The organism is Burkholderia sp. RF2-non_BP3, from assembly GCF_001522185.1.
Taxonomy (GTDB): Bacteria; Pseudomonadota; Gammaproteobacteria; order Burkholderiales; family Burkholderiaceae; genus Burkholderia; species Burkholderia diffusa.
Window position 1 is genome coordinate 530551 of the sequence record NZ_LOSU01000033.1, and the last position, 11795, is coordinate 542345.

Sequence of the window (11795 nt, forward strand, 5' to 3'; positions counted from 1 at the left end):
ATCATCGCTCGACGCAAATCGAAATCAAAATGAAAGCAACGTCGATTGCATACGATTCAGGCGACGCGCCGGGACGCAATATCGCGATTCCGCCCGCCGCCGCTACCCGATCGATCCCGATCGTGGTCGCTGGCGCGATTCTGGCTTTGACGTGGGTCAAGCCCCGGCCTGTTGTCGGGTTCTCCCGGACCCGTCACCCTCTCTCCGACACGACATGATGCAGCGACTGCCCCGACCTGCCCTGTCCCGCGACGCATGCCGGATCGCGTGGACCGAATTCGGCAACCCGCACGGCGATCCGGTCGTCGTGCTGCACGGCGGCCCCGGCAGCGGGAGCCGACCGGCAGTGCTCGGCCTGTTCAACCTGACGTGCATGCGCGTCGTGCTGGTCGACCAGCGCGGCGCGGGCGCATCGACACCGCGCGGCGGCCTGCGTCACAACAACACGATGCGTCTGATCGGCGACCTCGACGCGCTGCGTGCACGGCTCGGCATCGCGCGCTGGTGCGTCGTCGGCGGTTCGTGGGGCGCGGCGCTCGCGCTCGCCTACGCGGGACGGCATCCGTCGCACGTGACGGGCGTCGTGCTGCGCGGGTTGTTTCTGACGTCGTCGCGCGAAGTGCGCAGCCTGTTCGTCGGCACGCGCGCACGCGCGCCACGGGCCTGGCAGCGCCTGACGGCCGCCGCCGGCACCGCGCGCGCCGATCGCCTGATCGCCTGCTGCGCGCGGCGTCTCCAGCCGGGCGCCGGTGCGGCGCGGCAGCGTGCAGTCGCGCTCGCATGGAACGCGTATGAGGATGCGGTCCTGACCGGGCGGCCGGCGCGCGGCGCGCGGCCGACGCAACCCGCCATCGACCGGCTGATCGACAAATACCGGATCCAGGCCCACTACCTGCAACGCGACTGCTGGCTCGGCGAGCGCCGGTTGCTGGCGCTGGCGCGGCGGGCCGCGCAAGCCGGTGTGCCACTGCATGCCGTGCACGGCACGCACGACCGCGTGTGCCCGGTCGACAACGTCGATCGGCTCGCGCGCGCGGTGCCGGCGGCCATCGTCGAGCGCGTGCCGGCCGGGCATCTCGCGAGCGACGACGCCCTCGCGCGTGGCGTCGCTCGCGCGGTCCGCAAGATGCTCACCGTCACGACAGAAGACGCACCGCAACACGCCGAGCCGCCCGTTCAGTCCCACGCATAGCGGGCGCCCACCCACGCGCCGCGCGGCGCGCCCGGCCCGACGAACTGCTCGTTGACGGGGTTGAGCCCGTCGAACGAATGATTCGGACCGTTGAAGAAATTCCGGCCGAGCATCCCGAAGCTCGCGTAGCGCTTGTCGAGCAGGTTGGTGATCGACGCGAACAGCTGCAGGCGCTTCGTCACCTGCCACGTCGTGTCGAGGTCGATCAGGACATAGCCGGGCACTTTCCCGTTCACGTCCTGGTTGTTCTCGTCGCCGCGCGCGAACACCCCGCTGCGATACGTGATGTTGGTGCCGACGTTCCACTTCGGTGTCGCCGCATAGTCGAGCCTCAGCTTCACGGTGCTCGACGGAATCCCGGGAATGCGGTCGCCGGAGCGAACGACGATGTTGCCTTGCGCATTGGCGCTCGAATCGCTCGCGCTGCTTTCGGTCCACGTCGAGCGGTAGGTGGCGTCGACATAGCTGTAGCTGACACCGATGCCGACCGGCCCCAGCCGCGTATGGCCCGCCAGCTCGAAGCCTTGCCGGCGCGTCTTGCCGACGTTCTGGAAATAGCCGAGCGTGCTCGCGCCGCCATTGCTGCTGACGAACTGGATGTCGTCGTCGAGCGTCGTGCTGTAGACGGCCGCGCTCCACGTCGTCGCCTCACCGCTTCGGCCGCGCGCGCCCAACTCGATCGTCTTCGCGATCACCGGCTTCAGCGCCGGGTCGGCGAGAAAGTCGTTCGGCAAGGAACACGGCGCGGCCGGATCGGCGCATGCGAGCTCGATCGCGGTCGGCGAGCGCATTCCTTCGTTGTACGTCGCATATGCGGTGAAGCCGGGTACCGGATTCCACGTCACGCCAACGGCCGGATTGAACCGCGAGAACGTATGACGCGCGGTGAGCAACGGCTGCAGGCCGCTCGCGTCCTCGATCGCCGCGCGCGACCAGTTGTAGCGGCCGGCCAGCGTCAGCGACCATTGCCGCGTCAGCGCCAGCGTGTCGTCGAAGTAGACGCCGTAGCTGGCGTTGCGCGTCTTCGCGCGCGTCTTCCGGGTGAAGTCGCCGATGCCGACCGTCGCACGCGTATCCGTGAACATCGCATCCTGCGACGACTGCTCGAAGCCCGAGTTAGCGAGATCGGCGGACGCGCCCACGACGAACTGGTTGTCCAGGCCCGCGAGCTTGCCGAGCAGCGTCAGCTGCAGGTTCGCGCCGTAGCTGTCGGTCGTGATCACCGAGCGGTCGTTGGTCGCCTGCACGGTGTCGGTGGCGCCGCTGCCGTCGATGCTGCCGAAATCGTCGTTCACGTTGCTGCTGGTGTTGGTGTTGCGGTAATGCCGGTAATAGACGTTGCCGCTGAGCTGCACGTGATCGCCGAAAGCATGGTCGCCCGACACGGTGACGTACGCGGCGCTGTTGCGATTCAGGTCTGGATAGGTGTAGGCCTGCGCGCGATTGTCGAGAAACGAGCGCGGAATCGTCTGCGAGCCTTGCAGCGCATTGTCCGCGCCGCCGGCCGAGATCGACAGCGTCGTATCGGCGTCGGTGTAGCGCAGCTTGCCGAATCCCTGCCGCACGCGGCTCGCATTGTGGTCGGCCCAGCCGTTGTCGTTCGCGACGTTGCCCGTCACGTAGTAATCGAGGTTGCCGCCGATGCGTCCGCCCTGCTCGATCTGCGCGGTCTTGCGTCCCCACGAGCCGACCGATACCTGTGCGGCACCGCCCGGGCTCGTCTTGCCGTTCTTCGTCGTGATCGCGAGCGCGCCGCCGAGCGTGTTGAGCCCGTAGGTCGGGTTCGAGCCGGGAATCAACTGCATCGTGTCGATCGCCGCCTGCGGGATGAGATCCCAGTTCACGACGTCGCCGAACGGCTCGTTCACGCGCACGCCGTCGACGAACACCGACAGCCCCTGCGGTGTGCCGACGACCGGCGATGCCGTGAAGCCGCGGTAGTTCACGTCCGTCTGGTACGGATTGCCCTGCGCCTCGTTGATGTCGACGCTCGATACGTTCTTCTCGAAGTAGTCGGTCAGTACGCCGCCGTGCTGACGCGTGATGTCCTCGCCGCGAATCGTCTGGACGTTGGCCGGCACGCGCGACAGCGGCGTGCCGATCCCGAGCAGCGGCGTCGTGCCGACGACGACGATCGGCGCGAGCGTCGGCGCATCGACATTGCCGGCCGGTTCGACCTGCGCCGACGCCGGCGTCAGCCAGCCGCCGAGCATGCCGCCGAAGCACAGCGTGACGCCCGCGCGCCGGGCGACGAAGCGGCGCTTCGCCCCATCCGTTTCCTTCATCTCCACGTCTCCTCTTTTCTTGTCTTATCGTCGTTATATCGTTATCCGTATCAATATGTCGGTGGCGACTCGGCTGCCGTCGATCGCCTCACCGTGCCGTACTGGCATCGCCGTCCGCCGTCGCGATCGCCACACGCGCGACACGCGCGCGCCCGATCGACGCGATGACACCGGCCACGGTGCCGAACGACTCGTTGCGGTCCGCGTGCAGGCTGACGCTCGTCCGCGGGTCGCGCGCGACGCGGCGTGCCAGCACGGCTTCGACCTCGGCTGCCTTGACCTGCGCGCCGTCGATACGGACCGCGCCGTGCGCGTCGACGGTCACGGTGACGGTCGATGCACGCATGTCGCGCGCCGGGGCGGCCGCCTTCGGCAGGTCGATGCGGATCGCATGCGTCATCAGCGGCGCCGCGACCATGAAGATCACCAGCAACACGAGGACGACGTCGACGAGCGGCGTCACGTTGATCTCGCCGAGCGGTTCGCCCGCGTCGGCTTCGCGGTTATCCGTCCTCATACGGCCGCCCGACGCACGGCGGCCGCATTACTCGCGGCCGGGAGCGCGGCATGCACCGGCGCGTCGATCCTGAACCGCCGCTGCTCGGCCAGCATGATCAGGTCCTGTCCGAACTCGTCGAGCCCGGCCGTCACGGTCTTGAGCCGCCGCAGGAACAGGTTGTACGCCAGCACGGCCGGAATCGCGACGCCGATGCCGATGCCGGTCGCGACCAGCGCCTGGCCGATCGGCCCCGCGATCGCATCGATGCCGTTCGTGGCCGACGCCGTCATCGACTGCAGCGTATGGACGATGCCGAACACGGTGCCGAACAGCCCGACGAACGGCGCGACGTTCGCGATCGACGCGAGCACGGTAAGCCCGCGCTCGAGCGACCGCTGCGCGCGCCGGATCTCGCGCGCGAGCGTGCGTTCGAGCAGATCGCGGCGATCCCACGCGACCAGCGCGGCAGGTGCGTGCGGCTCGGGCGCGTCGAGATCGCGCAATGCGATGCACACGGCACCTTGCAGACGCGCGTTCAGGCTGGCGGCCACATCGTCGTCCGTCGGCATCGACAGCGCCGGGCGATCGCCGCGGCGCGCGGCAAAACGGCGGTTGCCGAGCGCGACGCGCGCATACAGCAGCGTCTTGACGACGATCAGCGTCCAGGTGAGGGCCGACAGCACCGCGAGGAGTGCAAATGCGCCGACGACCGCGTAGTGGATGTAATCTGACATGACGGATTCCTTAGTTTCCGAGTTTGAACACGACCGGCACCCTGACCCAGCCGTCGATCGATTCCGTGCCGCGCTTCGCCGGTACGAAGCGCCAGTCCGAGACCGCCGCGACGGCCGCGTCGTCGAGCGCGTCGTGTCCGCTGCTCGCCGACAGCAGCACCTGATCGGGCCGGCCGGTCGCGAGCACATGCACGTTCAGGAACGTGGTGCCTTCCCAGCCGCGCCGCTGCGCGACGTCCGGATAGTCGGGCGCGGGATTGCGCAGGTAGGCCGCCGCGAAGCGCGGTGCGGTGACGGGTTCTGGTTTGGGTTCGGTAGACGACTGCGCGCCCCGCATCGCATGCGCGGCATCCGTCGCGGTATCCGCCGCTGCATTTTCAGCGGCAGGCTGAGCTGGCTCCTGCCCCGGTACGGTTCGCCAACGTTCACTGTCCGGCTGCGCGGCCGCGGTGGCGGCGGCTGGCTTGTGCGAAGGACCTGCATGATCGGCCTGATGCGTTGCGGCCACACTCGGGCGAGCCTCTCGATGCACGGCTGTTTCTCGTCTCGAATGCGACGGCATAGCCGCGTGAGGAACCTGCGTCGCGGCATCCCCCCGACGATGCACACCCGGCTCTGCCACCCGCGCGAATTCGCTCGCGTCCACCTCGACGGCGAGTGCGTGTGGCAGCGTCGGGCGTCCATCGGATACCCATGCGTGCCACAGGGCGACCATGATCGCCGCATGAACGGCGAATACCGTTATCGCGACGGCTGGCAACGGTTCGCGGGCCCGCGCGGCCTGCGGCATCTCCATCGTCGCCGCGTACGGGCCGGCGGGCGCGATGCCGTATGCGAGCGCGACCATGCGGCGGCGCTCGCACCTGCGAGCAGCATCGGACGAAATCGGGACATGCATGGCGGTCTCTCGTTGCGCGGAATCATTCCCGTGTCGAACGGCAAGAAGCATGCCGATCCGCACAACACCCAGCCGGCCGCCGATCGAAGCCGCCACGCATCGATACGCAACCGCGCACCTGTTGCAGTTCGTGCCACCCCTGTTGCGCCTGTGTCAATTTGGATCAACGAGGCGACGCCTGCGGCCGCGCACCGCACTGTCATGTTTCGCAACACTCGACATGCGGCTGTCCCCGAACGCAACACACGCGGATCATCCCCGCCACGCCGCGCACGTCGTCGCGGCGCGCACGATCGGCCGCTTCGCCTTGCGCGACAGGGCGCGCGCCTCAGTGGCATGCGATTTGCGTGATTGGCTGCGCACTGGACCCGGATCCCCACCCTGCCGGCCCGGCCATGTGTTGGCCGCGGTGCGACCACAATGACTCTGGAGACAACCATGAAAAAACTCTCGGCTTCGACGAGCCGACTGGCAACGATCGGAATCGCGGCGGCGGCCGCGATCGCCCTGAATCCCGGCCTGGTGGACGCTGCCGCGGATTATCCGGCCGTCACGTACCAGCGGCTCACGGATGCGCAACGCGATCCGGGCTGGCTCACCTACTACCGCACGTACAACGGCCAGGCGCATTCGCCGCTCAAGCAGATCGACGCATCGAACGTGAAGCAGCTCACGCAAGCGTGGAGCTACAAGTTTCCGGCCGAGCTGAAGCAGGGTTTCGAAGCCACGCCGATCGTCAACGGCCGTTACCTGTTCGTGACCACGCCGAAGGACAACGTGTACGCGTTCGACGCGGCCACAGGCGCGCAATTGTGGAAATACGAACCGAAACTCGGCGCCGAATCATTCAAGACGGCCTGCTGCGACGTCGTGAACCGCGGCGTCGCGCTGTACGGCAAGAACGTCTACGTCGCGATGCTGAGCGGCGAGGTGGCCGCGCTGGATGCACAGACCGGCGCGCTCGTGTGGAAGAAGCAGATGTTCGAGCCGGGGCTCGGCTATGCGTTCTCGCTCGCGCCGCTCGCGCTCGACGGCGCGATCGTCGTCGGCAGCTCGGGCGGCGAATACGGCGCACGCGGCTTCATCGCGGCGCTCAGCCCGAACGACGGCACGCTGCTGTGGAAACGCTTCACCATTCCCGGTCAGGGCGAGAAGCACGCTGACACCTGGCCCGACGGCATGCAGGCGCACGGCGGCGCACCGGCCTGGCTGACCGGCACCTACGACGCGGCGACGCGCACGCTGTACTGGGGCGTCGGCAACCCGGGACCGTGGCTCGCCGACCTGCGCCCGGGCGACAACCTGTACTCCGATTCGCTGCTCGCGCTGGATCCGAAGAACGGCGACCTCAAGTGGCACTACCAGTACACGAAGCACGACACCTGGGACTATGACGGCGTCAACACACCCGTGCTCGCGACGATCAAGTACAAGGGCAAGGAGCACGACGCGATCATCCACGCGGACCGCAACGGCTACTTCCATGCGATCGATCGCGACACCGGCAAGCTGATCTATGCGGAGCCGTTCGTGAAGGCGACGTCGGTGACCGGCTACACGGAAGACGGTGCGCCGATCCAGGATCCCGCGAAGTATCCGAAGGTCGGCACGACGATCGACACATGCCCGAGCTTCCTCGGCGGCAAGAACTGGTGGTCGGTGTCGTACGACCCCGTGCGCCATCTCGCGATCGTGCCGGCGCTGCATGCGTGCATGAGCCTGTCGGGCAAGTCGGTCAACTACATGGAAGGGCTGCCGTATCTCGGCGAAGGCTTCGAGATCAAGCCCGAGCCGGGCAGCGAAGGCTACGGCGAACTCCAGGCGATCGACGTGAACACCGGCAAGAAGGTATGGAGCCACTGGAGCAAGCTGCCGTGGAACGGCGGCGTCGCGACGACCGCGAGCGGCCTCGCGTTCAGCGGCTCGCTCGACGGCCACCTGTACGCGTTTGACGTCGCCACCGGCAAGGTGCTGTGGGAGAGCCCGAAGCTCGCGAGCGGGATCATCGCGCAGCCGTCCGTCTTTGAAGTCGACGGCAAGGAGTACGTAGCGGTACTCGCCGGCTACGGCGGCGCGAATCCGATCTGGGGCGGCCCGATGGCCAAGGCGGCGGACGACGTGCCGCGCGGCGGCACGCTGTACGTGTTCGCCCTCGACCGCGGCTGATCGGCATCCGGCCAACCGTTTTGCGCCCACGCCGCCGGCGTGGGCGCCCCTCCCATTCTCCTGTTCAACCGAGCGTACGATCATGAACATCCGACTTTCCCGCCTCGCCGTGGCCTGTGCGCTCGCGGCAGGCACGGCGCTGACACCGGCGCTCTCCACGGCCGCGACGGCGGTGCGCGTCTGCTCGCTGCCGGGCACGCCGACGGCCGCGCTCGACAAGGCCGTCGCCCGCGACGTGTTCCGCACGGCCGGCATCGCCGCGAACTTCTCCGGGCATGACGCGGGCGGCAACGACGACGACGGCGTGTCCGCGCATGAGCTCGCCGACATCCTCGAACACGACTGCGACGTGCTCGCCGGTTTTCCGCGCTCGGCCATCGCCGACGCATCCGATACGAAACTGCTGTTCTCGCAGGGATACCTGCGCTCGGGTTACGTAAGCGTCACGCGCCGCGATGCCGGCGCGCCGGCCGCCGGCCGCGAAATCGTCGCGGCCACCTACGCGAGCCCCGCGCAATTGATCGCGGTTCAGCAGAAAAACGCACGCTTCGATCTCGAGAACACATCCGAGCAAACGGTCGACGCGGTCGCGCGCGGCCGCGCGCATCGCGCGATCGTCTGGTATCCGGCAGTCGTCGCGTATCAGGCCGCCCATCCGAAACAGGCGTTCCGCATCGGTGCGACGTCGTCGCCGTATGCGGAATGGCAGCTCACGTTTGCGTTCGCGCCGCGCTCGGCCGAATTGCAGCAACGTATCGATGCGGCGCTCACGCAAATGAAGAACAACGGCCGGCTCGCCGCGCTGACCCGCAAGTGGACGCTGCCCGGCAGCGCGCTCGAGGCGCACGAGTCGCGTATGCCGTCGCATTTCCTCGACGGCGCGACGGCGAGCGCAGGCCGCGTGCCCGGTAGCCTGCTGCGCGCGCGCAACGTGCCGGCCGGCGGTGGCTTCATCCGCGTCGGCGCGAGCACCGGTGACGCCGCGCCGTCCTTCGACGCGGCCCAGGTCGCCCACGGCAAGGAAATCTACGGCAATGCGTGCGCCAAATGCCACGGCGCCGATCTCGAAGGCAACACCGCGCCCGCGTTGAGCGGCCCGTCGTTCGCGCCGCTGTCGCATTCGCACCTGACGATCGGCGGCGTGTTCGGCTACATGGCGACCAACATGCCGGCGGATCAGCCGGGCAAGTTGAAGGACGACGAATACGCGGACCTGATGGCCTTCCTGCTCGCGTCGAACGGCTATGCCGCCAGCAAGAACAAGCTGACGGCCGATACCGCTCACGCGTCGACCGCGCCGCTCGTCGCCGGGCCCGCCGCGCACAAGGACGCGAGCCAGTAACGCCGGGCAGGCGGCTTCGACACGCGATGCGGGCCGCGCCCGTCCCCACGATTTCATCTTCAACAGGAAACGACCGTGACGTACCCGACCTCCCGCAGAACCTTCATCATCAACGCCGTCGGCCTGTGCGCGACGCTCGCCGCCGCACGCTCCGCATGCGCGGCGCCGCCCCTCGTCGACGAGAACGACCCCGCCGCGAAGACGCTCGGCTATCGCGCGCATGCGTCCAGCGTGGACGCCGCGCAGTTCCCGAAATACCAGGCCGGCCAGCGCTGTGCAAATTGCCGCTTCTACAAGGGCGAAGCGGCGGACACCGCCGGCACGTGTCCGATGTTCGCCGGCAAGCTGGTCGCGGCGGACGGCTGGTGCAACGTGTATGCGAAGCGCGCGTGACGCGTCGCGCGACGGGCTGCCGGCGCGACACGCACCGGCGCCGGCGGCCGGCAGCGACGACGGCGCGCCGCCGCACGCGGTCGCGCATCTGCACGCGCTGATCGCGACCGGCCTGTCGCGCGGCTTCGTCACGCGCGGCGACATCATCGACGCGCTGCCCGACGACGATGCGAGCGAGAGCCGCATCGATGCGGCCGCCGCCGTGCTCGCCGAACTCGGCATCGCGGTGTCGGACAGCGCCGATGCCGCGAGCGGCTGGACGCTCGACCGCTACTTCCGGCCGGCGCCGCCCGCCCGTGCGTGGGTCGACGGCGCCGGCACGCTCGCCGCCGCCGACCTGCTCGCGCCGCGCACGACCGATCCGGTCCGGCTGTACCTGCGCGAGATGGGCACGACGCCGCTCCTCACGCGCGACGAGGAATTCGCATACGCGCAGCGCATCGAGCGTGGTCGCGCGGCGTCGGTCGCGGTGCTGTGCGGCGATCCCGATGCGCTCGATGCGCTCGTGTCGATTCGTACCGAGATCGCCGAATGCCGAGCCGCCGCATCGACCTATGTGATCTTCCTCGCCGACGCCACGCGCGACGCCCGACGGTCCATTGACGCCGATGCAGGCGCCTCGCCTGCCGCCGCCGGCGAGCCCGGGCGCGACGACGACGCGCCATTGGAGGATTCGGCCTGGCGCGACGCGGTACTGGCACGGCTCGCCCGCATCGACGCATTCGCGGACGGCATTCGTGCCGCGCTGGCCTCGGGTGGCACCGCGTCTGCCGCGTATCGCATGCACGTACGCGACGCCGCCGCGCTGCTCGGCACGCTGTGTCTGTCCGCTCGCACACTCGAACGAATGAGCGAACCGTTACGCAGCCGCGCGCGCCGGCACCGCGCGCTGCGCGGCCGGCTGGCGCGATTGTTGGCCGACGTGGGCGTCCCGCCCTCGTTCGCGCAGACGGACTACGACGATCACGCCGGCTGGCTCGCGTCGTGCATTGCCGCGCACCCGGCCTGCGCGGCGACGCTGACGCGACGCGCGGCGGAATTCGTCGACGCACGCGTCGCGATCGTGCGCGATGCCCCGGCGTCGGAACTGCCGCCCGGCGCGACCGCGTCGCTCGATGCCCGGCTCGGCGCGATCGAACGCGCGATGCAGCCGGCGAAAGCGGGCCTGTTCGACGCGAACCTGCGGCTCGTCGTGTCGATCGCGAAGCGCTATCCCGATCGCGGGCTGCCGTTCGCGGATCTGATCCAGGAAGGCAACATCGGCCTGTTGAAGGCCATCGAGCGCTACGACTACCGGCGCGGCTTCCGATTCTCGACCTACGCGACCTGGTGGATCCGGCAGGCGATCACGCATGCGCTCGCCGACCTCGGCCGCACGATCCGCGTGCCGACGCATACGGTCGACGCGCTGAACAAGCTGACGCGGCTCGCACGTGAGCATCGGCAACGCGCGGGCACGGCCGCGACGCCTGCCGAACTGGCCGTCCACATGGGCGAGCCGGTCGACAAGGTGCGCGACCTGCTGGCGATCGTGAAGGAACCGGTGTCGGCGGACCTGCCGGTTTCGCCGGAAGGCGACATGACGTTCGCCGACGTCGCGCCGGATCTGTCGTCGCCGTCGCCGGAGGACGCCGCTGGCGCCACCCAGTTGCGCAACACGATCGCTGCCGCGATCGACCGGCTGCCGCCGCGCGAGGCGATGGTGCTTCGGCTGCGCTACGGGCTGCACGCGGACGAAGGCTGCTCGCTGCGCGACATCGGCCGCCAGATGAACCTGTCCGCCGAACGCGTGCGGCAGATCGAGGCGTCGGCGCTCACGCGCCTTCGTGCGTCCGACGCGCTCGGCGTGCTGCGGTCGTTCATCGCATAGCGTGCCCTCAGTCCCACGGCGCGCACGCCGCGCGTCGTGCGTCGTGCGTCGTGTTGACGCCTGCAACACCCCCTGCTGCATTTCGACGCAACGTTCACGCTGACAAGAACGCCGCTCGTTCCATCTTTCATTGATCTGCAATGCAGATCAATTATCGGGAACCGTGCGCCAACGTGCACACACGCCTTTCCGGCCGAAAACCCACGCAATTGGCATGCAAGTTGCGTTTCAACGGTCATGCGACACCCAACGCTTTCCACGGAGACCATCTTGACTGCCCTCGTATCGATCCTGCAGGAGCGCCGAATCTTCGAACCGACGGCCGACACGCGCGAGCGCGCGACCATTTCCGGCATGCCGGCCTACCGCGCGCTGGCCGCCGAAGCCGAGCAGGATTACGAAGGCTTCTGCACGAG

General features: G+C 68.7%; 9 protein-coding genes. 5 read left to right on the top strand and 4 right to left on the bottom strand.

Features of this window, described 5'->3' with window-relative positions:
* Positions 1–214: 214 nt before the first annotated feature.
* Positions 215–1192, top strand: a complete 978-nt coding sequence (locus WS45_RS18620) for an alpha/beta fold hydrolase (RefSeq protein ID WP_059701008.1) — start codon at positions 215–217, stop codon at positions 1190–1192.
* Here WS45_RS18620 and WS45_RS18625 read toward each other — a convergent pair.
* The 4 genes from WS45_RS18625 to WS45_RS33750 all read right to left on the bottom strand — a co-directional run bounded on the left by WS45_RS18625 (position 1177) and on the right by WS45_RS33750 (position 5608).
* Positions 1177–3477 (bottom strand): TonB-dependent receptor, encoded by a 2301-nt coding sequence (locus WS45_RS18625; RefSeq protein WP_059701009.1) that lies wholly within the window; start codon positions 3475–3477, stop codon positions 1177–1179. The two genes, WS45_RS18620 and WS45_RS18625, sit on opposite strands and share 16 nt — an antisense overlap.
* 88 nt (positions 3478–3565) lie before the next feature.
* Positions 3566–3994 (bottom strand): ExbD/TolR family protein, encoded by a 429-nt coding sequence (locus tag WS45_RS18630; RefSeq protein ID WP_059701010.1) that lies wholly within the window; start codon positions 3992–3994, stop codon positions 3566–3568.
* Positions 3991–4710: a MotA/TolQ/ExbB proton channel family protein gene (locus WS45_RS18635; RefSeq protein WP_059701011.1), complete on the bottom strand. Its 720-nt coding sequence runs from the start codon at positions 4708–4710 to the stop codon at positions 3991–3993. Before WS45_RS18635 ends, WS45_RS18630 begins: the two co-directional genes overlap by 4 nt.
* 10 nt (positions 4711–4720) lie before the next feature.
* Positions 4721–5608: an energy transducer TonB gene (locus WS45_RS33750; RefSeq protein WP_257140530.1), complete on the bottom strand. Its 888-nt coding sequence runs from the start codon at positions 5606–5608 to the stop codon at positions 4721–4723.
* A 438-nt stretch (positions 5609–6046) separates the two neighbouring features.
* Between WS45_RS33750 and WS45_RS18645 the strand changes: the two genes are divergently transcribed.
* The 4 genes from WS45_RS18645 (at position 6047) to WS45_RS18660 (ending at position 11379) form a co-directional block, all read left to right on the top strand.
* On the top strand, positions 6047–7774 hold the full coding sequence (locus WS45_RS18645; RefSeq protein WP_059690429.1) for a methanol/ethanol family PQQ-dependent dehydrogenase: 1728 nt from the start codon (positions 6047–6049) through the stop codon (positions 7772–7774).
* Positions 7775–7856: 82 nt separating this feature from the next.
* Positions 7857–9116, top strand: a complete 1260-nt coding sequence (locus WS45_RS18650; RefSeq protein WP_059701013.1) for a c-type cytochrome — start codon at positions 7857–7859, stop codon at positions 9114–9116.
* A 75-nt stretch (positions 9117–9191) separates the two neighbouring features.
* The gene (locus WS45_RS18655; protein WP_059701014.1) at positions 9192–9509 is read left to right on the top strand and encodes a high-potential iron-sulfur protein; all 318 of its coding nucleotides are present in this window, start codon (positions 9192–9194) and stop codon (positions 9507–9509) included.
* Positions 9493–11379, top strand: coding sequence for a sigma-70 family RNA polymerase sigma factor (locus WS45_RS18660; RefSeq protein ID WP_082721964.1), 1887 nt, complete (start codon positions 9493–9495; stop codon positions 11377–11379). Before WS45_RS18655 ends, WS45_RS18660 begins: the two co-directional genes overlap by 17 nt.
* Positions 11380–11795 lie beyond the last annotated feature (416 nt).